The organism is Rhizobium sp. BK456, from assembly GCF_014194045.1.
GTDB lineage: Bacteria > Pseudomonadota > Alphaproteobacteria > Rhizobiales > Rhizobiaceae > Rhizobium > Rhizobium redzepovicii.
On record NZ_JACIAO010000020.1, the window covers coordinates 18,746 to 40,959 of the forward strand.

At 62.7% G+C, this 22,214-nt stretch carries 17 protein-coding genes; 3 read left to right on the plus strand and 14 right to left on the minus strand.

Annotation, left to right across the window (positions count from 1 at the left end; translation table 11 throughout):
• Positions 1–42: 42 nt before the first annotated feature.
• Positions 43–537 (minus strand): Lrp/AsnC family transcriptional regulator, encoded by a 495-nt coding sequence (locus tag FHX03_RS33265; RefSeq protein WP_088685734.1) that lies wholly within the window; start codon positions 535–537, stop codon positions 43–45.
• A 173-nt stretch (positions 538–710) separates the two neighbouring features.
• Here FHX03_RS33265 and FHX03_RS33270 point away from each other — a divergent pair, with 173 nt between their 5' ends.
• From FHX03_RS33270 to FHX03_RS33280, 3 genes are all read left to right on the plus strand, one after another.
• Positions 711–917 carry a hypothetical protein gene (locus FHX03_RS33270; RefSeq protein ID WP_131711823.1) on the plus strand — a complete coding sequence of 69 codons (207 nt, stop codon included), beginning with the start codon at positions 711–713 and terminating at the stop codon, positions 915–917.
• 28 nt (positions 918–945) lie between these two features.
• Positions 946–4,653, plus strand: a complete 3,708-nt coding sequence (gene putA, locus FHX03_RS33275; RefSeq protein ID WP_183857462.1) for a trifunctional transcriptional regulator/proline dehydrogenase/L-glutamate gamma-semialdehyde dehydrogenase — start codon at positions 946–948, stop codon at positions 4,651–4,653.
• 219 nt (positions 4,654–4,872) lie between these two features.
• Positions 4,873–7,404: a methyl-accepting chemotaxis protein gene (locus tag FHX03_RS33280; protein WP_183857464.1), complete on the plus strand. Its 2,532-nt coding sequence runs from the start codon at positions 4,873–4,875 to the stop codon at positions 7,402–7,404.
• A gap of 92 nt (positions 7,405–7,496) precedes the next feature.
• Here FHX03_RS33280 and FHX03_RS33285 read toward each other — a convergent pair whose 3' ends face one another.
• The 13 genes from FHX03_RS33285 to ltnD form a co-directional block, all read right to left on the minus strand.
• Entirely contained in the window at positions 7,497–8,195 is a 699-nt protein-coding gene (locus tag FHX03_RS33285) for an aspartate/glutamate racemase family protein (protein WP_183782331.1), read from the minus strand.
• 177 nt (positions 8,196–8,372) lie between these two features.
• A complete protein-coding gene (locus FHX03_RS33290) occupies positions 8,373–9,698 on the minus strand; it encodes an NAD(P)/FAD-dependent oxidoreductase (RefSeq protein ID WP_097629766.1) in 1,326 nt (441 codons plus the stop codon).
• A gap of 149 nt (positions 9,699–9,847) precedes the next feature.
• Positions 9,848–11,272: an aldehyde dehydrogenase family protein gene (locus tag FHX03_RS33295; protein ID WP_131711827.1), complete on the minus strand. Its 1,425-nt coding sequence runs from the start codon at positions 11,270–11,272 to the stop codon at positions 9,848–9,850.
• Positions 11,273–11,298: 26 nt separating this feature from the next.
• A complete protein-coding gene (locus FHX03_RS33300; RefSeq protein WP_183857466.1) occupies positions 11,299–12,624 on the minus strand; it encodes an NAD(P)/FAD-dependent oxidoreductase in 1,326 nt (441 codons plus the stop codon).
• A 127-nt stretch (positions 12,625–12,751) separates the two neighbouring features.
• A complete protein-coding gene (locus tag FHX03_RS33305; RefSeq protein ID WP_183857468.1) occupies positions 12,752–14,407 on the minus strand; it encodes an ABC transporter ATP-binding protein in 1,656 nt (551 codons plus the stop codon).
• A complete protein-coding gene (locus FHX03_RS33310; protein ID WP_097629770.1) occupies positions 14,404–15,270 on the minus strand; it encodes an ABC transporter permease in 867 nt (288 codons plus the stop codon). The genes FHX03_RS33305 and FHX03_RS33310 overlap by 4 nt, the downstream gene beginning before the upstream one ends.
• On the minus strand, positions 15,267–16,217 hold the full coding sequence (locus FHX03_RS33315; protein ID WP_183857470.1) for an ABC transporter permease: 951 nt from the start codon (positions 16,215–16,217) through the stop codon (positions 15,267–15,269). Before FHX03_RS33315 ends, FHX03_RS33310 begins: the two co-directional genes overlap by 4 nt.
• Positions 16,218–16,306: 89 nt before the next feature.
• A complete protein-coding gene (locus FHX03_RS33320; RefSeq protein ID WP_183857472.1) occupies positions 16,307–17,917 on the minus strand; it encodes an ABC transporter substrate-binding protein in 1,611 nt (536 codons plus the stop codon).
• Positions 17,918–17,980: 63 nt separating this feature from the next.
• Positions 17,981–18,694, minus strand: coding sequence for an HAD-IA family hydrolase (locus FHX03_RS33325; protein WP_183857474.1), 714 nt, complete (start codon positions 18,692–18,694; stop codon positions 17,981–17,983).
• A 145-nt stretch (positions 18,695–18,839) separates the two neighbouring features.
• Entirely contained in the window at positions 18,840–19,088 is a 249-nt protein-coding gene (locus tag FHX03_RS33330; protein ID WP_183857476.1) for a hypothetical protein, read from the minus strand.
• 76 nt (positions 19,089–19,164) lie between these two features.
• Positions 19,165–20,445, minus strand: coding sequence for a 3-oxo-tetronate kinase (gene otnK, locus FHX03_RS33335; protein ID WP_097629775.1), 1,281 nt, complete (start codon positions 20,443–20,445; stop codon positions 19,165–19,167).
• 3 nt (positions 20,446–20,448) lie between these two features.
• The gene (otnI, locus tag FHX03_RS33340; protein ID WP_097629776.1) at positions 20,449–21,225 is read right to left on the minus strand and encodes a 2-oxo-tetronate isomerase; all 777 of its coding nucleotides are present in this window, start codon (positions 21,223–21,225) and stop codon (positions 20,449–20,451) included.
• A gap of 2 nt (positions 21,226–21,227) precedes the next feature.
• On the minus strand, positions 21,228–22,166 hold the full coding sequence (gene ltnD, locus FHX03_RS33345; protein ID WP_097629777.1) for an L-threonate dehydrogenase: 939 nt from the start codon (positions 22,164–22,166) through the stop codon (positions 21,228–21,230).
• Between the last annotated feature and the right edge of the window lie 48 nt (positions 22,167–22,214).

Consider the following 22,214-nt stretch of genomic DNA (forward strand, 5'->3'; position numbering starts at 1 on the left):
GCCGAATATCGGCTTAGCAGGACTGTCGGCAGCCGTCTTCCTTCACGAAAGGCTCGAGCCGAATTTGTCCCAGCCTTCCTTGATCGTCTCCATCGCCACATTGGTCGAGGTGTTGGCAACATGGGGCAGCGTCGAGATGCGCTCGCCCAGCACGCGGCGGTAGCGGCCGATATCGCGGGTTCGGATCTTGAGGAGATAATCGAACCTGCCGGCGATCATGTGGCACTCTTCGACTTCCCGGATCTTCTTGATGGCCTCGTTGAAGCTTTTCAGCGCATCCTCGCGGGTATCGGAAAGCTTCACCTCGACGAAGGCGATGTGGTCGAGCTGCATTTTCGACGGATTGAGGACGGCTTTGAAGCCTTCGATGTAGCCGTCGCTGATCAGCCGTTTGAAGCGGATCTGGCACGGCGTCTTCGACAATCCGACGCGTGCGGCGAGATCGGTGATCGACAGCCTGCCGTCCTCGGCGAGTGCGGCGAGAATTTTCCTGTCGAACTGGTCCAATTCACTAAAGATGTCGGTTTCTGTGGCCATTTGAACTCTCTGTGCTCGATTTATAAGTTCATACAGCTTGAAAACCATTGAAATCAAGTGAGATCGCGATTTGCGACTGTGGTAGATTATGCATCGGCAATGGGAGGAAGGGCGCGGACGCTCGGCGCATTGCCGGAATCCGTAGCTGCGACGCGCAGAAAGGGGGAGCATAGATGCATGAGAGAAAAGCGGATGGCGATCAAAAACTGGATCTGCTCGCTCACTACCGGCCGGTGGCGATAAGAGCGGTCGCAGCCGCCTTCACCCTCAAGCGCGACAAGTCCAATGCGCGTCCGCTTCACGAGACGGAATATTCCGGCCCGATTTTTACGGATCATGACACCTGGGACGATGAGCCCGGTGTTCCATTTATCCGTTAGACGAAACATTCACTGATCAGGGACTCCCATGTTGAACGCAGCGATCGACACCGCTTCCTCCAAAGAACCCGCCGGCGGCGCACCCTTCGCCGCCTTTGCCCCGCCGATCCGGCCGCAATCGGAACTTCGCCAGGCGATCACGGCAGCCTATCGCCGTCCGGAAACCGAATGCCTACCGCCGCTCGTTGCAGCCGCGCGCGTTTCCGAGGCGAAGCGCTACGACATCCGCAGCACCGCCCGCATGCTCATCGAGGCGCTGCGCGCCAAGCATAAGGGCACCGGCGTCGAGGGGCTGGTGCAGGAATATTCGCTCTCCAGCCAGGAAGGCGTCGCGCTCATGTGCCTTGCCGAAGCGCTGCTGCGCATTCCCGATACCGACACCCGCGATGCGCTGATCCGCGACAAGATCGCCGAGGGCAACTGGACCTCGCATATCGGCGGCGGCAAATCCATGTTCGTCAACGCCGCCACCTGGGGCCTCGTCGTCACCGGCAAGCTGACGTCGACGGTCAACGACCGCAGCCTGTCCGCGGCGCTGACGCGGCTGATCGCGCGTGCCGGCGAGCCGGTCATCCGTCGCGGCGTCGATATGGCGATGCGCATGATGGGCGAGCAGTTCGTCACCGGCGAAACGATCGAGGAGGCGCTGAAGCGCGCCCGGCCGCTCGAAGCGCGGGGCTTCCGCTATTCCTACGATATGCTGGGCGAGGCCGCGACGACGGCTGCCGATGCCGAACGTTATTTCAAGGATTACGAAAAGGCGATCCACGCCATCGGCAAAGCCTCGAACGGGCGCGGCATCTATGACGGCCCTGGTATTTCGATCAAGCTTTCGGCCCTGCATCCCCGCTATGTCAGGGCGCAGGCCGGCCGGGTGATGGGAGAGCTGCTGCCGAAGGTCAAGGCGCTCGCCGTTCTCGCCAAGTCCTACGATATCGGCCTGAACATCGACGCCGAGGAAGCCGACCGGCTGGAGCTTTCGCTCGATCTGCTCGAAGAACTCTGCTTTGCTCCTGATCTCGCCGGCTGGAATGGGCTGGGATTCGTCGTGCAGGCCTATGGCAAGCGCTGCCCCTTCGTGCTCGACTATGTCATCGATCTCGCCCGCCGTTCCAGGCGCCGGGTCATGGTGCGTCTGGTCAAGGGCGCCTATTGGGATGCGGAAATCAAGCGCGCCCAGCTGGATGGCCTCGACGACTATCCGGTCTATACCCGCAAAATTTATACCGACGTCGCCTATATCGCCTGCGCGCGCAAGCTGCTGAACGCGCCCGACGCCGTCTTCCCGCAGTTTGCCAGCCATAATGCGCAGACGCTGGCGACGATCTATCATCTCGCCGGTCCCGATTTCGCCGTCGGCAAATACGAGTTCCAGTGCCTGCACGGCATGGGCGAACCTCTCTATGATGAAGTCGTCGGCAAGGAAAAGCTCGATCGGCCCTGCCGCATCTATGCGCCTGTCGGAACGCATGAGACGCTGCTTGCCTATCTGGTGCGGCGTCTGCTGGAAAACGGCGCCAATTCCTCCTTCGTGCACCGCATCTCCGATCCGAATGTCTCGGTCGAGGCGCTGATCGCCGATCCTGCCGAGACGGTCGCCGCCATGCCGGTCGTCGGAGCACCTCACGTGCAGATCGCCGCGCCGAAGGCGCTTTACGGCAGCGCCCGCGCCAATTCCGACGGTCTCGATCTCTCGAACGAGGCGACACTTTTCGACCTGGCCGAGACGCTCGCCGCCTCGGCTGCCAACCCCTGGCACGCACTTCCGATCCTTGCCGATGGCTCCACGGATGGGGTGACGCGTGACGTCCTCAATCCTGCCGATCACCGCGACGTCGTCGGCACGGTCACTGAGTTGAAGGTCGAAGAGGCGGCCCGGATCGTCGCGATGGCGGCCAAGCATGCGCCGCAATGGGCCGCGGTGCCGCCGGCCGAGCGCGCTGCCTGCCTGGAGCGGGCGGCCGACATCATGCAGGCCCGCATCAAGACGCTGATGGGCATCATCATGCGCGAAGCCGGCAAATCCGCCGCCAATGCCGTCGGTGAGGTGCGCGAGGCAATCGACTTCCTGCGCTACTACGCCGAACAGGCGCGCAAGACGCTCGGGCCGTCCCATGCGCCCCTCGGGCCCATCGTCTGCATCAGCCCGTGGAATTTCCCGCTGGCGATCTTCACCGGGCAGGTGGCCGCCGCACTGGTGGCCGGCAATCCCGTGCTTGCCAAACCTGCCGGCGTCACGCCGATCATAGCTTCGGAGAGCGTCAAGATCCTCCATGAGGCCGGCGTGCCTGTCGGCGCCCTGCAATTCGTGCCCGGCAGCGGCCGCCTCGGTGCCGGCATGGTGGGTGCCCCGGAAACGGCAGGCGTCATGTTTACCGGCTCGACCGAAGTCGCCCGAATGATCCAGGCGCAGCTCGCCGAACGGCTGTCTTCATCAGGCAAGCCGATCCCGCTGATTGCCGAAACCGGCGGCCAGAACGGCATGATCGTCGATTCCTCGGCTCTCGCCGAGCAGGTGGTGGCCGATGTCATTGCCTCGGCTTTCGACAGCGCCGGCCAGCGCTGCTCGGCGCTCCGCGTCCTCTGCCTGCAGGATGATGTGGCCGACCGGACCCTCGCCATGCTGAAGGGCGCCTTCCGAGAACTGACGATCGGCCGTACCGATCGGCTGAGCATCGATGTCGGTCCTGTCATCAACGATGGCGCGAAGGCCGAGATCGACCAGCATATCGAGCAGATGCGCGGCGCCGGCCGCAAGGTGGACCAGCTGCCGCTGCCCGAAAGTGCCGCGGTCGGGACCTTCGTTGCGCCGACGATTATCGAGATCAAGGCCTTGTCGGACCTGACGCGGGAGATCTTCGGGCCGGTCCTGCATGTCGTCCGCTTCAAGCGAAACGGCCTCGATCGCCTGATCGACGACATCAACGCATCCGGCTACGGCCTCACCTTCGGGCTTCACACCCGGCTCGACGAAACGATCGCGCATGTGACCAGCCGCATCAAGGCCGGCAACCTCTACGTCAACCGCAACATTATCGGCGCCGTCGTCGGCGTGCAGCCTTTCGGCGGCCGCGGCCTGTCGGGAACGGGTCCGAAGGCCGGTGGTCCGCTCTATATCGGCCGGCTGGTGCAGCGCGCTCCCGTGCCGCCGCAGCAGGATTCCGTCCATACGGACCTTGCCCTTCGCGATTATATCGTCTGGCTCGACAAGAAGGGTTTGCCGGCCGAAGGGGAAGCGGCGCGCAGATATGCAAGCCGTTCGGCGCTCGGGCTCGAACGCGAACTCACCGGTCCGGTCGGCGAGCGAAATCTCTATGCGCTCCATCCCCGCGGCCGCATTCTAGCCGTGCCGCAGACCGAAACCGGGCTCTATCGCCAGATCGCCGCAGCCCTGTCGACCGGCAACCACGTTGTCGTGGATGCGGGTTCCTTCGCGAAATCGGTCCTGGCGGACCTGCCGGCGGCCGTCTCCGGCCGGGTTTCCTGGACGTCGGATTGGGAGAAAGACGGGCCGTTCTCCGGCGCACTTGTCGAAGGCGATCGCGACAGGGTTCTGGTGGTCAATCAGAGGATCGCTGCTCTGCCGGGGCCGCTTCTGTTGGTCCAGGCTGCGACGAGCGAGGAATTGGCTAGCGATCCCGAGGCCTATTGCCTGAACTGGCTGCTGGAGGAGGTGTCCACGTCGATCAACACCGCCGCAGCCGGCGGCAATGCCAGCCTGATGGCGATCGGCTGAGAAGACGAGACGAGGGCGCAGAAATGCGCCCTCGATCGCTATTTCGTATGTTCCAAAAAACTCGACACCATTGACCATTTTTTTAAGAGTTCTGGCTATCGTGACAAGCTGGCGCAACGACTGCTAATTGCGGTCACATCGACATGACCGCTGAAGCTGTATGTCGATGTGATTGGTCGCGCCGGAGAAGCAGGCAATTTCCTGGGCGGGGGCTTCCTTATGGCGTTGATTGACCGACTGTTGCAACGTATGCGGATCGTGACGAAGGTGCTCTTCTTCGTCGTGCCGCTGATCGTTCTCATCGCCGGCATCGGTCTTTTCGGTTATTTCACCGCCGGCACGCTGAACGGGCAGATGACCCTGACCCGGCAGACGATCGATACCCTTTCCAGTTTCCAGCAACTGCGATCCTCGCTGACCGCCTTTACCGATCTTCCGACAGCGGCCACGCGCGATCGATTGATCGCCAGCATCTCCGATCAGCAGAAGGGCGCGGCGACGCTCGATGCCATGCTGATCGATCCTGCACAAAAGCAGCAGATCGCCGCGGTGCGCGAACTCGGGGCTAAGATGCAGGGCGCCGCCGACGCGCTATGGGCTGTGTCGCAGGAGCGCGTCAATACCGAACAGGCGATCGACGACGCGGTGGCCGGGCTGTTTAAGGAAAGCCAGACGGCGCGCAAACAGCTCGACGTTCTCCAGGATCAGGCGAATGGCAAGGAGGCCTTCGTCCGGGCGCTTCTTCTCGACGCCTCGGCCTATAAGAATCTCGCGGGTCGCATTGCCAAACTGCGCAAGGCGACCGCGGCGGCAGCCGACCCTCAGAAGCTCGGCCAGGCCATCGGCAGCCTTCTGCCGCCGCTGGTCAAAGAGGTCGCCGACAGCGGGGCGCTTGCCTCCGACAAGGCTCAAAGCCAGATCGCTGCGCTGAAGCCGGTCCTGGACAAGCTCGCCCCCATGGCCAGCAGCCTGACGCTCGAAGCTTACGCTCCCGTCGATCAGGATCTGCAGGGCCTGCAGGAACAATTTGCAAAACTCGCCTCCGGCAATGCGGACACGGCGATCGAGCGCTTTACCGGCATGGATGCGAGCATTTCAACGCTTCGTTCGATGGTGGCGATCGTCAACACCGCCTTCAAATCGATCGACGATCTGCGCCTGCACCTGAGTGAACTGAACAGGCGGGTCGATGCAGAGTCGCGAGATGAGGTTCTCGCCGATCTCAAGGCATTGCGCGAAAGCGCTGCAAAGCTTGTTCCCTTGAGCGGTAAAAATGCCGCGCTGCAGGATCTTGCCAAGAAGATCGAGCCGTCGCTTGCGACGATCGAGAAGGACACCTCGCTTCTGATCTCGATCGCCGACCGGTGGCGCGCGGACAAGGAGGCGGCGACCGCACTTGTGGCCGACGCAAGCCATACGCTCGAACAGTTCGTCAGCACGGCGCAGGAGAGCGGCAAGGAAATCAGCCAGCGCTCCGCGACGATGTCGCTCGCGGCGATGATCGCGGGCACCGTGCTTGCGATCATCGGCGGCCTCATGCTGATCGAAACTCTGCGCGGGCCGCTGAAGCGGATCACCCAGACGATGATGCGGCTTGCCGCCGGCGATCTGAACGTTGCCATTGGCGACGGCAAGCGTGGCGACGAAATCGGCGACATGATCCGCTCGGTGACCGTTTTCCGCGATCAGGCGCTTGAGAAGACCAGGCTGGAAGAGGTGGCCGAGGCAAACAGGGCGCGGGACGAACGGGAGCAGGCCCGCCGCGCCGCCGAGCAGGCGCGCATCGAGGCGGAACAGAGTGAGGCTCTGACGGCGCTGTCGGACATGCTGGGCAAGCTTGCCAATGGCAATCTCGCGGCCGAGATGAGCGAGGATCTGGCCGCAGACTATGTCGCGATGGCGCAAACCTACAATCACGCCATCGATGCGTTGCGCCTGACGCTCGCCGAGGTCCGCAACACGACCTACGAGATCGCCGAGGGCAGCGCCAATCTTTCAGGCGCCGCCGACGATCTGGCGCGGCGCACGGAACAGCAGGCCGCAGCGCTAGAGGAGAGTTCGCGGGTGCTGGGTGAACTGACCGACAGCGTGCGGACGACCGCTGAAAACGCCCGCCAGACATCACTTTCGGTTGCGGAAGCACACCGCCAGGCCGAGCATTCCGCAGCCGTCGTGGCGAAGGCCGTCGATGCCATGGGCGCCATCAACCGGTCGTCCGAGAAGGTCACCAGCATCATCGGTGTGATCGACGAGATCGCGTTCCAGACCAATCTTCTTGCCCTCAACGCGGGTGTGGAAGCGGCGCGCGCAGGCGAGGCCGGCAGAGGTTTTGCCGTGGTTGCTCAGGAGGTGCGTGAGCTTGCCCAGCGTTGCGCCAAGGCTGCCCGCGAGATCAAGGACCTCATCTCCAACAGCGCATCGCAGGTTGGCGCCGGCGTCACCCTCGTCGAGGAAACCGGCCATGCGCTTTCTGCCATCATGGAGCACTTCACCTCGATTAATGGACTGGTGCAGGTCATTTCTGCTTCCACGACCACGCAATACAAGGGCATCGACGAGGTGAACAACGCCGTTCGCGACGTCGAGCATATCACCCAGCACAACGCAGCAATGGTGGAGGAAAACACCGCGGAAATTCACAGGCTTCGGCAGCAGGTGGAACTGTTGAACGAAAGAATTTCCCACTTTCAGACCGCCGACGGCCGCAGGACTTCGCCTGCCAGCATCGTGCGGATGGCCGCGGTCTCCTAAAGAGATTCCCGGAGTCCTTCCGCATGGTGATCAAGCGTCGTCGACGCTGACCGTCGAGGTGTCATTTTCCGCTCTACCGCACCCCGACCCCGTTAGGTTCCGCCCTGGTCCTTTGGCGCCACCAAACGCCGTTTCACGTTTTCGATCCCAAGTACCGGGCTTGTCAGAACTGGAAGACCGTGGTGCATGCCCTGCACTGCACGAGCCATCGAGGCCTGCGCAAAAACGATCACGTCGACCTTCTGCGACAGCTCTTCCAGCGCTCGGCGGATTTGCGCGTCATGCGCTCCGACGTTCCCATCGGCGAGGAATTGAAACGCCCCGTGAACAAGCACATCGTCGATCACGACATTTTTGCCCGCCTCGCATGCCTGGCGCCTCAGCAGATCTGCTGTCGGCACCAGCGTTGTAGATAATGTCGCTAGGATGCCTATGCGGTTTCCATGCTCGACAGCGGCTTTGGCCATGCCTTCGTCAATACGGAACAGCGGCACAGGACAAAGCGGCGCAATGGCATCGACCGCCGGCCCAAGCGTTGAGCATGTGACGACGATCGCATCTGCCCCGGCGTCGACTGCTGACCATACGTAGGCAGCCAGCCTTCGTTTCGTCAGATGGCATAAAGACCCGCGCTCGATGGTATTTCTCAACAGGCTCTCGTCGAGGATCGCGAACGGCTTCCAGTCGGGCAAATGTTCTTTAGCAAGGGCCCGAAACTCCGAAACAAGATCGGACACCGTGTGGATGAAAGCCAGCTTTCTGACAGAGGCACTGGCAGTTTGAATTGACATATGATTTCCCATCCGGGTGTTGGAAACTGATTGGGGGAAGTGTGCAGCAGTTCATCACGTTAACTCGGTGTGCGAATCCTTCTCTGTTACGGATCGGGCAAGATCGCGCTTTGACCCCATAGAAATGCGCCAGCTCGCAATCGCTCTGTGCCTGTGCTTCCACGCGAATGAATTGCGTCAGATGGCGCCAACCTCAATTTTCGATCTGTCCCTGAAACGCGAGAGGCGGAATGGTGTCGGATCGACGATTGCCGTGTCGCCCCCGACCAGATCCGCCGCCAGATGGCCGATGCCAGGGCCGGCGCCGAAGCCGTGTCCGGAACAACCTGCGGCGACAAACACTCCGCCGATGCTGTCCACCGGTGAAATCGCGGGTATGGCGTCCGGGGTGGAGTCGACATATCCACCCCAAGCAGACGTGACGCCGGCCTCGGCAACGGCGGGGAGCAGGGCTCTTATCCGCGCCATTATGGCAGCCGTCATCCGAATGTCCGGAGCAGGATCGAGTACGCGAATGCGTTCGAAGGGGGTCGGCCTATCGAGACGCCAGCGACCGAGTGTTTCCGGACCCTCGAAAAACGAGCGGCCTATGCCGATCTCGACGGCCTTCCGTCGTTTCAGGAACATCGGCAGAAACGGGCGAGCATAGCGGATGCTCTGCGGCGTGAGCTCGAGCGTCGCTCTGCCGCTGACGGCTATGGTGTAGCTGCCATCGATCCGGCGCGTCAGGGCGCAATCAGAAGTATAGATTGCGCCTCCAAAATCGGGTGCAGGACCGGTCCGCAAGGCGGTCTGACGGACACTGGCCTGCGGCAGGCAAACCGCATGCACGCGCAGAAAAGCAGAAGCCCAGGCGCCGGCGGCACATAGCACCCTATTGGTGCGGATAAGGCCTTTCTCGGTGACGACGCCGCTTACTTGGCGATTGGTGATATCCAGGCCGCGCGCCGCGCAGTTCTGATGAATGGTCGCGCCATGTTTGCGCGCGCCCTCGGCTATCCGAGGAGCGGCGAGCCAGGGCTCAGCCTTGCCGTCGTCCACCGCGTGGACACCGCCCAGCCATTTGCGGCCGTCGGCCGCTGGAACAGCGGCGGCGGCCTCGCTGGCGGTCAGCATTCGGGTATTGACGTCAAACCTTCGGGCAACCTCGCGCCAACGTTCCCATTCACCGAGCTGCTTTGGATCAGCGGTTGCATAGAGGAGCCCGCAACGGCGAAAGCCAAGGTCATGCCCGATCTCTACGGTCAGCTCTTCCCATAGGCGCAACGCCAGATTGGCAAGCGGCAATTCACGTTCATCCCGGTTCTGCCGACGGCACCAGCCCCAGTTCCGGCTCGACTGTTCGCAGCCGACATATCCCTTTTCGACAAGCGCTACCGATAGACCGCGCCGTGCCAAGAAATAGGCCGCGCTGGCGCCGACAATCCCGCCCCCGATGATGACGACATCTGATGACGTGGGTAGAGTTTCATCGCTGCTGATGTGGTGGATTAAAGGGGACATGGCGGCCTCAACGTGAATGATAGCCGGCAGTATCAAGAAAAGGGTGCGGCAGAATGCACTGGTTGCAGCGGATTCGCCGTATTTTGCATCGAATATCGTCGGTCGGAAAGTGACGGCGACTTTGAGCCGGCAGGCGCGTCAGAGCATGCCTAATCTGCGTGCCCGACAATACCCTTGATCTCGGTGAATTCCTGCAATCCGAACTTCCCGTATTCGCGGCCGTTGCCGGACTGCTTATAGCCGCCGAACGGAGCTGCGCTATCCCATGCGGATTGATTGAGGCGCACGATGCCGGTGCGAAGCCGACGGGCGAGCGTCCGCGCCTCCTGCGGGTCGCCTTGGATATAGGCGGCGAGACCGTAGGGTGTGTCGTTGGCGATCGCGACAGCATCGTCCTCGGTGTCGTAGCCGATGATCGACAGTACGGGGCCAAAAATCTCCTCCCGTGCGATGGTCATCGAATTCTTCACGCACGCAAATACCGTCGGACGCACGTAATAGCCCGCGTTCAGATTGGATGGGCGCCCGGGACCGCCGGCCACCAATTCGGCTCCCTCGGCAATGCCTTTCTCGATCAGCGCCTGGATCTTGGCGAATTGGGCAGCGCTCGCCACCGGACCAAGATCAGTGTCCGGGTCATGAGGCGGTCCGACCGTCAGCGATGCTGCCGCCCTTGCCGCGATGGCACTCGCTTCATCCATGCGCTCGGCCGGCACCAGCATCCGGGTCGGCGCATTGCATGACTGTCCGGAATTGGCGAAGCACCGGCGCAGGCCGGCTGCGACCGCCGAACCAAGATCGGCGCTTCGCAATAGAATGTTCGGCGACTTTCCGCCGAGTTCCTGATGCACCCGCTTGACGGTCGGCGCCGCTGCCTGCGCGACGGCGATCCCGGCCCGCGTCGATCCGGTAAACGAGACCATATCGACATCGGAATGGCCGGCGAGCGCCGCTCCGGCAGTCGGTCCGTCACCCTGAACCAGGTTGAAGACGCCTTTCGGGACACCCGCCTCATGCATGACTTCGGCAAAGACGAGAGCGTTGAAGGGCGCGATCTCAGACGGTTTGAGCACCATCGTGCAGCCTGTCGCCAGCGCCGGAGCTACCTTGCAGGCAATCTGATTGATCGGCCAGTTCCATGGCGTGATCATGCTCACGACGCCAACCGGTTCGTGAACGATCCGGGTCGAGCCCTGCAGATATTCGAAGTCGAACTCATCGAAAGCCCGGATTGTCTCTTCGAAATGCGCCGCACCCAGCCCCGCTTGGTCCGCCCGTGCCATGGCCAGCGGGGCACCCATTTCGCGGGAGATGATGTCGCCGATCTCGTGCTGACGGCGCTTCAGGATCATCAGAACTCGCTCAAGGAGCGCCCGCCGCTCCGCCTTCGTCGACTGTGAGAAGATCGGAAAGGCCGCGCGGGCGGCTTCGATCGCCCGCTCTGCATCGGCCATGCTGCCGATCGCTATCGTTCCGATGGATTGTTCGGTCGACGGATCGATCACGTGAAGCTCTCTCAGCCTTTCGGGATCGACCCACTCACCGCCGATATAGAATTTGTGGGCGTTTTTCATGCAATGTCCCTCCGGCCGAGCCGAAATCAAAAGTCGGCCACTTTGCCCCAGGCGGATGTCCCGAAACGGTCCGGATGATAGGGCAGGGGATCGACGATCGGCTCATCGCCTGTGGCGATATCGGCAATCAGATGACCGGCGCCCGGCCCGATGCCGAAGCCGTGGCCGCTGAAGCCCGCAGCAAGGATGAAGCCGGGAAGGGAGGCGATCTCGCCGATCCCCGGCACGCCGTCGGGTGTGCTGTCGATATAGCCCGCCCAGGCCGCGCTGATGCCGGTTTTCTTCAAGGCGGGTAGAAGCTCGAGCGCGCGCGCATGCGTCAGGCGGATGGTCGCCTGATTGATCGCGGGGTCGAGGATGCGCATGCGCTCCATCGGCGTCGGCCTGTCAAGCCGCCAGCGTACAAGAGACTCGTGGCCGGAACGAAACCCCTCCAAGCCGCCGGGCGCGAGACTGCGCCATCGCCGGGCGAACATCGGCAGAAACTCTCGGGCGAAGCGGAACTGCTGCGCGGTCGGATCGACGCGGCCGCGGCCGCTGATCGCCAGCGTGTAGCCGCCATCGCTGCGCCGCGTAACTGAGACCGCGGACGTGTGGAGTGCGTCCGGCAGCCCGCTTGCCCCAGGCGAAACGGAAAGGATCGACGAACGGATCGATGCCTGCGGAAATCGAATGCCGAGCTGGCGGCAGAAGGTAGAGGCCCAGGCGCCGCCGGCCAGGATCGCGATTTTTGTCCGGATCGTGCCGTGCTCGGTGACGACGCCGGCGATCCTGCCGCCTTCGATGTCGATGCCGCGGGCCGCACAGGATTGATGCACCGTGCCGCCGACCTTCAGGATCGCCCGCGCGACGGCGGGCGCGGCGCGTGCCGGATCGGCGGTGCCGTCGGTCGGCGAAAACACCCCGCCCTTCCACGACGCGCCGGTGGCGCGCCCGCGTTCGGTTGCCTCTGCACCGCTCAGCATATGCGTCGTGACGCCGACCGAACGCGCGAAGTCGCGCCAGCGTGCCCAGCCGGCCAGTTCCTCGTCGCTATTGCTGAGATAGAAGAGGCCGCAGCGGCGAAAACCGGTATCCTCCCCAGTCTCGGCAGCGAAGCGCTCCCACAGATCGAGGCTCTTCGTCGACATCGGCAGTTCCCGGGCGTCGCGGTTCTGCTGCCGGCACCAGCCCCAGTTGCGGCTCGATTGCTCCGCCCCGACAAGGCCTTTCTCGACGAGCGCAACCTTCAATCCGCGCCGGGCAAGATAATAGGCCGCGAAAATGCCGACGATACCGCCGCCGATCACCACAGCATCGGCGGCAACGGGCAGCTCCGCTATGGTATCGACGCGATCGAGCGGTGCAGGCATGGTGTCGTCTCCGTTTCATACTCTAGAGCGGTTCAGCCTTTCGCCGAAGCGCAGAACCTCTCTAACATTTTGTTTTTACCTGATTTCCGGTGGAACGTTGCCGGACAAACGATCGCGACGGCGACCCTCATTGCCGACAATACGCCCGCACCAGTTCAGGATCCTGCTGGAGACCGTCGAGCCAGGCCGGATCAAGCGTCGGTACTGAGGAGAAGAGCAGCTGCGAATAGGGATGGGTCGGCGCCTTCACCGTCGAGGGCGTGATTTCCTCGACCTTCCGGCCGCCATACATCACCACGATCTCGTCGCAGATCGCCTCTACCACAGAGAGGTCATGGCTGATGAAGATGTAGGAGAGACCGAGTTCCCGCTGCAATTCCTTGAGCAGGTCGATGACCGCGGCGGCAACCACCGTGTCGAGCGCCGAGGTAATCTCGTCGCAGAGGATCAGCTTCGGATCGGCGGCGAGCGCCCGGGCGAAATTGACGCGCTGCTTCTGCCCGCCCGAGAGTTCTCCCGGCCGGCGATGGCGCAGGCTGCGGGGCAGGCGCACCATGTCTAGAAGTTGATCAATCCGGGCATTTCGCGCCTGCCGATCCATACGATGGTAGAAAACCAGGGGCCTGGCGAGAATGTCCTCGACCGATTTTGCTGGGTTGAGAGCGGTATCGGCATATTGAAAGACGATCTGCATCTCGCGCAACTGGTCGCGCGAACGCTCGCGAGCGCTGCGGCGCAGCTCCGTGCCGTCGAAGACGATCTTGCCGATTGCCGCCGGCAGGATGCCGGCGATGGTGCGGGCGAGTGTTGACTTGCCGCACCCGGATTCGCCGATGATGCCGAGATTTCGCCCTTTCTCCACCTTCAGGCTGACGTGCTCGACCGCGCGAACGAGGGGCAGGCCGTCGGCCTGGCGCTGTCCATAACCCGCGACAAGATCTTCGATCTTCAGAAGCGGCGCGGTCGCACTTGCTGCCAGTGCTGCCGCGCCGCGCGATTTCGGTTCATAGGCCGCGAGCAGCTCTTTGGTATAGGGATGCTTCGCATTGTTGAGGATTTCATTGGTGGTGCCGGTTTCCTGGGCCTCCCCGCCTTTCAACACGACGATGCGGTCGGCGATCTGCGCGACGACGGCGAGGTCGTGCGAGACATAGACGCCTGATATGCCGCCCTTCTTCATGACCGATTTGAAAGCGCGCAGCACTTCGATCTGGGTCGTCACGTCGAGCGCCGTCGTCGGCTCGTCGAAGATGACGAGGGTGGGGTCGCCGATCAGCGCCATGGCCGCGGCCAGGCGCTGCAGCTGGCCGCCGGAAACCTGGTGCGGGTAACGGCTGCCGATCGTTTCGGGCTCCGGCAGCGACAGCGCCCGGAAGAGCTCGACTGCCCGGGCGCGCGCAGCCTCCGGCGACATCAGCTGATGGATACGGGTGACTTCGATCACCTGGTCCATGATCGTTGTGGCCGGGTTGAAGGCGGCGGCGGCTGATTGCGGGACATAGGCGACTTCGGTGCCGCGCACCTTGGCGCGCTGCTTCTCGCTGAGCGTGACCATGTCCTTGCCGCCGACCGAAACACTGCCGCCGGTGATGCGGCAGCCCGCACGGGTATGGCCCATCAGGGTCAGGGCGATGGTCGTCTTGCCCGAACCGCTCTCGCCGATCAGCGCGATGATCTCGCCTTCGGCAACGTCGAGGCTGACACCCTTGATGATTTCGACACGTCGGCCGGAATCGGTGGTGGCCTCGATTTTCAGGTCGCGGATTTCAATGAAATTGCTCATGACACGCTCCGGTCGCGAATCTTCTGCGGCAGGTTGTCTATCAGCAGGTTGACGCTGATCGTCAGGCTGGCGATCGCAAGTGAGGGAAACATCACCGCCGGCGCGCCGAACGGCAGCCCGCCGATATTCTCGCGCACCAGCGCACCCCAGTCGGCATAGGGGGGCTGAACGCCAAGGCCCAGGAAGGAAAGCCCGGAAAGGAGCAGAACGATGAAGACGAAGCGGATCCCGAGGTCGGCGAGCACCGGCCCGACGATGTTGGGCAGAATTTCCGAGCGAATGAGATAGAGGGTGCTTTCGCCGCGGATGCGCGCGACCGTGATGAAATCCATCGCATTGATGTTGACGGCCAGCGCCCGGGCGAAGCGGTAGGCGCCGGGAATGTAGATCACCGACAGTGTCAGGACCAGAACCGGGATCGAGGAGCCGACGGCGGCGACCACGACCAGACCGAACAGCTTGCTCGGGATGGAATTGAGGGCGTCGAGGAAGCGGCTGAGGATCGTGTCCAGCCAGCCGCCGGCGACCGCTGCGATCATGCCGAGCACGACGCCGCTGAAGCAGGCGATCGTTACCGCCGCCAGCGAGATGCCGACCGTGTACCGCGCGCCCATCAGAATCCGCGAGAGCATGTCGCGGCCGAGATAATCGGAGCCGAGCCAGAGTTCCCGGCTCATCGGGCCGAAATAGTCGAGATCGACAATTTCGCCGACGGGATAGGGGATGATCAACGGCGCGAAGATCGCGACGAGCGCCCAGGAGAGGATCACAGTGAAGCCGATCGCGCCGACGATGTTGAAGCGATAGCCAAACCGGGTCCCGGACAGCCGGCCGGAGGTGGTTTCGGAACTGGTCATGGTCATCGGAGCCTCGGATTGGAAAGGATGGCGATGATATCCGCGATGGTGATCAGCAGCAGGTAGCCCAGGCAGAAGATCATCGCGCAGCTCTGGATTAGCGGCAGATCGCGGGTGGCGACGGCATCCAGCATCAGCTTGGCGATACCGGGATAGTTGAAAATGGTCTCGACGATGATCACGCCTCCGAGCAGATAGGACAGCGAAAGCGCAACGGCATTGACGATCGGGCCAAGCGCATTCGGCAGTGCATGGCGAAACACGATGCGCGGCCGGGAGGCGCCTTTGAGCAATGCCATCTCGACATAGGGTGTGTTGAGCGTCTCGATAACAGCTGCGCGCGTCATGCGGATCATCTGGGCCGAGACAACAAAGGTGAGGGTGATCACCGGCATGGCATAGACGCGCAACAGGTCGGTCATACTATGGACCTCATTGGCGAAAGACAGCGCCGGCAGCCATTTCAGATAGACGGCGAAGATGAGCGCGGCGGAGGTCGCGACCATGAACTCCGGCACGGAGATGACGCCGATCGTGATCACCGTGACAATCCGATCGTAAAGGGTGCCGCGCAACATCGCCGCAGTGATCCCGAGCGTGAGCGCGATCGGCACTGAGAAAAGCGCGGTGACGCCGGCAAGTTTCAGCGTGTTGACGAAGCGCCCGGCGATGAGAGCGGCGATCGGCATGTTGTTGGCATAGGACGTGCCGAGGTCGCCCTGCAGCAGCCCGACTAACCAGCGCAGGAAACGAAAGAGCGCCGGCTCGTCGAGATGCATGGCCTTGCGCAGGCCCTCGACGGCTTCTGGCGTGGCGGCTTGGCCGAGCAGGATCGTCGCCGTATCTCCAGGCAACAGCGTTGTCGCGAAGAAGACGGCGAAGGAGACGATCACCAGAGTTATCACGGCGACGAACAATCTGCTCAGTACAAGGGATAAGACCTGGCGGTTCACGGGCGTCTTCCCTTTGCGTTCGAGTTGAGTTCCATCAATGCAGATGGAGGAACTGGGGCGCGGCTGCTGCCCCAGTCTCCTTTGCTTAATCAGGCTTCAAGCCAGACATATTCCGCGAAAGCGTATCCCATCTGGCCGCCGAGCGGGTTGGCTTCCAGGCCCTTGAGCTTGGCAGTCGTGGCATCGACGTTCGAGATATAGGCCGGAATGATAGTGCCGGCTTCCTGGGCGACCATGCCCTGCATCTCGTTGTAGATTGTCTTGCGCTTGTCTTGATCGAGAGAGCCACGCGCCTCGATCAGCATCTTGTCGAACTTCTCCGACTTGTAGTGGCTTTCGTTCCACGGAGCGTCCGAGGTGTAGAGCAGGGAGAAGAGGATATCCGGGGTCGGCCGCGGGTTGATATTGCCGAAATGGATCGGCGCCTTGAGCCAGTAATTGTCCCAATAACCATCGGATGGCACTCGCTGCACATCGAGCTTCATGCCGATTTCGGCGCCGGCCGCCTGGATGATCATGGCCATGTCGATCGACGAGCTCGCCGCATCGGAAGCGATGATCGGGATGGATTGGCCAAGCACGCCGGCCTTGTCGAAGTGGAACTTCGCCTTCTCAGGATCGAAGGCTCGCGCTTTCAGCTCTGCGTCATGATAGAAGTTCGCCGGTGAAACGGGTTGATCGTTGCCGACTTCACCGAGACCGCGTAGCGCCGATTTGACGATCTGTTCGCGGTTGACGAGATACTTCATGCCCTCGATGAAGTCCCGCTTATTGCCGGGCTCCATATCCAGTCGCATGTTGAGATTGGTATAGTTGCCGGACGTCGTCTTAGACAAGGTGAAGCCGTCGCCCTGGGCCTCGACGAGGCGCATAGAGCGCGGATTGATCGTGGCTGCAAGATGGATGTCGCCCGCAAGCAGTGCGTTTACACGGGCATTGTCGTCGCTGATCGCGAAATATTCGAAGGAATCGACGTTCGGGCCGGATTTCCAATAATTCTTGTTCTTGATCCCGACCGAGCGAACGCCCGGCTCGAAGACTTCCTTGACGAATGCGCCGGTGCCGTTGGCCTTGGTGAAATCGGTCGTGCCGTCGGAAACGATCATGAAGTGATGCATCGACAGGATGGTCGGCAGGTCGGCGTTCGGGCTGGCGAGCGTGATCTCGACGGTCTGTTTGTCGACCGCCTTGAAGCCGGTCATCTGGGCGGCGATTTTTGCGACCTTCGAGCCGACGGACGGGTCGAGATGGCGCTTCAGCGAGAAGACCACGTCGTCTGATGTCAGCGGCTTGCCGTCATGGAAGGTAACGCCGTTCTTCAGCTTGACCGTCCAGGTCTTCGCATCCTTGGACTCGATCACTTCGGCAAGCTCCATCTGCGGCGTGCCTGATTTGTCGAGGAAGGTGAGGCGGTTATAGAAGGAGCAGCACCGGACATAGTCGGTGGACAGCGACGCCTTGGCGGGGTCGAGCGTATCGGCCGTGGAGGACGACCAGCCGGCCGCCTTGAGCGAGCCGCCGGAAACGGGCGTGACGGCGAGCGCCTTGCCGGCGCGGCCAAGCACGAGCCCGCCGGCCGACATGGCCACGCCGCCCGCAAGCATCATATGCAGCAACTCGCGACGGGTGGCGCCACGGCGGATGGCGCTTTCGACCATGGCGTCGTCGGATCTGGTCCAATTGGTGATTTTGTCGTTCATCTCATTCCCCTTTTCTTGTGTGGCGGGCTGCCCGTTCCGGGCAGGTCCGATCTGCTTTCAAAGTCAGGCGCGCGCGGCGGCCACGGCATCGGCAAGGCCGGCCATGGAGGTGAAATGGTAATCGGGTTTGGTGAACTCGGCCGGTTCGATCGTGCCGCCGTAACCCTTCTCAGCATGTCGCCGCTCGATCCAGCAATTGGTCAGCCCGAGTTTCCTGGAAATGCCGATATCGTGGTATTGGCTCTGGGCGACATGCAGGATGTCGTCCTTCGAATGTCCTTGCGAGACGACGTAGGCGAATACCTTCTCGAAGAATGCGGGATCGGGTTTCTCGGTGCCCGTATCATCCGCCGTGAAGGCGGCATAAAAGGGATTGCCGAGCTCTTTCTCGAAGAAATCGAATGCCCAGCGGCGGGCGTTGGTCATCGCAACGAGGCGGTAATCCTTCGCAAGACTGGCCAGCGCTGCGGCGCTGTCTGCAAAACCCTTCCAGCCCTTGGCCGAATCCCGCAGCTGTTCGCCATATTTTTGCTCAGTGGGCAGGCCGAGCTTCGGCGCGATCGCCAGGTAGACGCGCACGAGGTCGTCGGGAAAGAGATCGGCATCCTCGGCATAGCGGGCTGCACGGTAGAGGGTCAGCGCCTGCTCGCCGTCGACGGTCGTTCCCGCCTCGGCGGCGATATCGCCGATGCAGGTCTTGAGGCCGCTCTCGAAGTCGATGAGCGTGCCGACGACATCGAATGTCATATATTTGAATTCCGGAAGGCTCTTGCTCACGTGAATTCCCCAGTGTTCGGCTCCCAGTGGGAGCATGGTGTCTCGAAGAAGAATATTCTGTTCCCGCGGGCGAGATCGTTGTCCCGCTCTTCTGTGCAAGGCCTCGCATTTGCCGGGATCCGAGCCCTTCAGTGATCGTAGTGTGTCACCTGCACCGCGCCGGATTCTCCTGAAAGGCGTCATATGGCGGCACAAAATACCGAATCTGACCGTTTCGCGATATTCTGAGGCTTGCATCGCCCACGCGCCGGTCGTCGTAGTTCATGGTTTGTTCTTGGCCGGCGCCCGTGCGCTCGATGATCATGTCTGCCGTTTCGGGCTGCGCGCGGCAGCGCATGGCAAGGACGCCATCGTCGAAGGCGGGGAATGACGAGGCCAAAGGCAGCGTGTTCAAGCGCCGTGCTGGCGGGGGAATCGGCGGTGCCGGCGGGTGCCGTTTCCGCCGGTACTTCCGCCAGACCGGAGATAGGTCAGTGCATCATCGCCAGCGCTGCCGCAAAGAAATCCTCACCTCCGAAGTTGCCTGACTTCAAAGCCAGAAGCATGTCGCCCTGGGCATTGCCGACCGTGCGCAGCACCGGCACGCCGGCCGCAATCTCGGGCCCGATCAGAAATGCTGGAATGGCAAGCCTGTCGACCGCTGCGCCCGACGTTTCTCCGCCTGCAACCACGAGGCGCCGGACGCCTCTTGCCACCAGTTCGGCTGCGATGATCGAGGTTGCGGTCTCGATCGCATGGCCGGATGCGTCCCGTCCGTAAAGGGATTGCAGCCGGGCCACGGTTTCGGGTGCGGCGCTTGCGGCGACCACGATGGGGCCGGCGGCGATGCGGTCTCCAGCCCAGGAAATCGCCGCGGCGATCTCATCCGGGCCGGCAAGCAGCCGTTCCGGATCGAGCCGCAGGACCGGCATCGACCGTTCGGCGACCTCGAGTTGGCGCAACGTTGCCTTGGAGCAACTGCCGGCAACGATCGCGGAAAGCCCGCCGACCGGGCGAATGACGTCTGCCGGCGCCGCTCCGCCGGACGATATCCGACCGGAGCGGACCAACGCGCGGGCAAGGCCGAGACCGAGCCCGGATGCGCCGGTGGATACCGGTGTTTCCAATGCGATCTCGCCGAGCGTTTCAAGATCCCGCTCGAAAATCGCATCGGCGATGGCAGCGGTAACGCCGGCCGCGCGCAGGGCCTCGAGCCTCGCTTTGACGGCGCAAGGTCCGGCCGCGATGGCGGTGAGATCGATCAGCCCGACAGCACCATGCGATTGCCGGGTGAGAACCCGCACGAGATCGGCGTCGTGCATCGGGTTGAGGGGGTGGTCCTTGAGCGGGCTTTCGTTCAACGGCTGTCCGCCGACGAAAAGATGGCCAAGATAGACGGTGCGACCTGCTTCCGGGAAGGCTGGCGTGACCAGCACGATGCCGCCGCCCGCAGCGTGTCTCAATGCCTCGGTGACGGGTCCGATATTGCCGGCATCGGTGGAATCGAAGGTCGAACAGATCTTGTAGAGCACGTGGCTCGCGCCGCGCCGGCGCAGCCATCGTTCGGCGCTGGTTGCGGCAGTCACCGCGTCCGAAGCCGGGACGGAGCGGATCTTCAGGGAAACGACGACGGCGTCGACGTCAGGCAGAGCGAGCGACGGATCGGGGATGCCGACCGTCTGCACCGTGCGCAGCCCGTTCTTCGTCAGCGTATTGGCGAGGTCGGACGCGCCCGTATAGTCGTCGGCGATTGATCCGAGCAAAATGGCCATTGTCTAGCTCCGTGCAAAAGATCTGAACCAGCCGAGGCCGTCCAGTGTATGGCCGCGCGGGATGTATTCGCAGCCGATGAACCCGTCGTAACCCAGGCGGTCGATTTCGCCGAAAAGGTAGGGGTAGTTCAGTTCTTCCCCGTCCGGCTCGTTGCGGGAGGGCACGCTGGCGATCTGGATATGGCCGGTAATCGGCAGCAGGCGCCGCAACGCTATTGTGACGTCGCCATGGATGATCTGGCGATGATAGATGTCGAACTGGAGTTTCAGGTTGGGCAGGCCGGATTCGGCAATCAGCGTTTCGGCGGCGCCGAAGTCCTTGAGGAAATAGCCTGGCATGTTTCGGCCGTTGATCGGCTCGAGCACGAGATCGATGTCTTTGTCCGCAAGCCGCCCGGCAGCATAAGTAACGGAGCGCCGATAAGAGGCGGCGGCGGCTTCATCATGAGGGTCGGCGATGCCCGCCATCAGGTGCAACCGCTTGACGCCGGTCGCCGCCGCATAGTCGAGTGCCCGTTCGACATCGGCCTTCAGCGCATCGAACCGTCCGGGAAGGGCTGCGATGCCGCGCTCGCCTGCCGCCCAGTCGCCCGGCGGCAGGTTGAACAAGGCCTGCTGCAGATTGTTGCGGGCAAGCCGTTCGGCGATTGCCTCCGGCGCAGCTTCGTAGGGAAAGAGGTATTCGACGGCGGCAAAGCCGGCATCGGCTGCGGCGTCGAAGCGGTCGAGGAATGCCCATTCGTTGAACATCATCGTCAGGTTGGCGGCGAAAACCGGCATGGCTAGCGTTCCCCTTTGTTGGAACCGGGCAATTCCGCCCCGGAAAGCTGGGCATAGAGCCGTGCGAGCGAGGAATCGTCATCACGGCCCATGCCGGCGCCGGCGGCGGCCAGATACATTTGCAGCGCCGCCGCCGCGAGCGGCACCGGATAACGCTCGGATCGGGCCATGTCCTGGACGATACCGAGATCCTTGACGAAAATCTCGATGCTGCTGAGCGGCGTATAGTCTCCGGCCAGCACATGCGGCACGCGGTTTTCGAACATCCACGAATTGCCGGCTGAGGCGGTGATCACCTCATAGACTTTGTCGAGGTCGAGGCCCTGCTTGGCAGCAAATGTTATGGCCTCGCAGGCGGCGGCGATGTGCACGCCGGCGAGAAGCTGGTTGATCATCTTGAAGGCCGCGCCTGCCCCGGCGGCGTCGCCGAGCTCGTAGACCTTGCCGGCCATGGCGTCGAGACCCGGACGGGCGGCGTCGAAAGCCTGTCTGGAGCCGGACGCCATGATCGTCAGCTCGCCCAGCGCAGCCTTGGCTGCGCCACCTGAAATCGGCGCGTCGAGATAATGCAGGCCGAGAGCTTGTACCCTTCGTGCCAGATCGCGGGCAACGGCGGGATCCATGGTGGCCGAGGAGATGAAGACGGCCCCGGGCTTCATCGTGTTCGCGACGCCTTTCGGCCCGAACAACACGGCTTCGGTCTGGGCGCCGTTGACGACGACGGAGACGACGATGTCGGCGTCCTTCGCGGCGCCGACTGGGGTCGCCGCCCCACGTCCGCCGTCGGCGATGAAGCGATCCACCGCCGCCGGCGTGATGTCATATCCGACGACATCGAGCCCGGCGCGCTTCATCGACCGGGCCATCCCCAGCCCCATGGAACCGAGACCGATGACGGCCGCGACGACGACAGGGCCTGGATTTTCAGCAAGTGGTGACATCAGGAGGTTCTCCGGTCTCGTGAGAAAAACTCTGTGCCCTCCGGGTGC

Excerpts from the sequence above, each read along its gene's own strand:
- FHX03_RS33265 (WP_088685734.1), bottom strand. The coding sequence starts at position 537 with ATGGCCACAGAAACCGACATCTTTAGTGAATTGGACCAGTTCGACAGG.
- FHX03_RS33270 (WP_131711823.1), top strand. The coding sequence starts at position 711 with ATGCATGAGAGAAAAGCGGATGGCGATCAAAAACTGGATCTGCTCGCT.
- putA (WP_183857462.1), top strand. The coding sequence starts at position 946 with ATGTTGAACGCAGCGATCGACACCGCTTCCTCCAAAGAACCCGCCGGC.
- FHX03_RS33280 (WP_183857464.1), top strand. The coding sequence starts at position 4,873 with ATGGCGTTGATTGACCGACTGTTGCAACGTATGCGGATCGTGACGAAG.
- FHX03_RS33285 (WP_183782331.1), bottom strand. The coding sequence starts at position 8,195 with ATGTCAATTCAAACTGCCAGTGCCTCTGTCAGAAAGCTGGCTTTCATC.
- FHX03_RS33290 (WP_097629766.1), bottom strand. The coding sequence starts at position 9,698 with ATGTCCCCTTTAATCCACCACATCAGCAGCGATGAAACTCTACCCACG.
- FHX03_RS33295 (WP_131711827.1), bottom strand. The coding sequence starts at position 11,272 with ATGAAAAACGCCCACAAATTCTATATCGGCGGTGAGTGGGTCGATCCC.
- FHX03_RS33300 (WP_183857466.1), bottom strand. The coding sequence starts at position 12,624 with ATGCCTGCACCGCTCGATCGCGTCGATACCATAGCGGAGCTGCCCGTT.
- FHX03_RS33305 (WP_183857468.1), bottom strand. The coding sequence starts at position 14,407 with ATGAGCAATTTCATTGAAATCCGCGACCTGAAAATCGAGGCCACCACC.
- FHX03_RS33310 (WP_097629770.1), bottom strand. The coding sequence starts at position 15,270 with ATGACCATGACCAGTTCCGAAACCACCTCCGGCCGGCTGTCCGGGACC.
- FHX03_RS33320 (WP_183857472.1), bottom strand. The coding sequence starts at position 17,917 with ATGAACGACAAAATCACCAATTGGACCAGATCCGACGACGCCATGGTC.
- otnK (WP_097629775.1), bottom strand. The coding sequence starts at position 20,445 with ATGGCCATTTTGCTCGGATCAATCGCCGACGACTATACGGGCGCGTCC.
- otnI (WP_097629776.1), bottom strand. The coding sequence starts at position 21,225 with ATGCCGGTTTTCGCCGCCAACCTGACGATGATGTTCAACGAATGGGCA.
- ltnD (WP_097629777.1), bottom strand. The coding sequence starts at position 22,166 with ATGTCACCACTTGCTGAAAATCCAGGCCCTGTCGTCGTCGCGGCCGTC.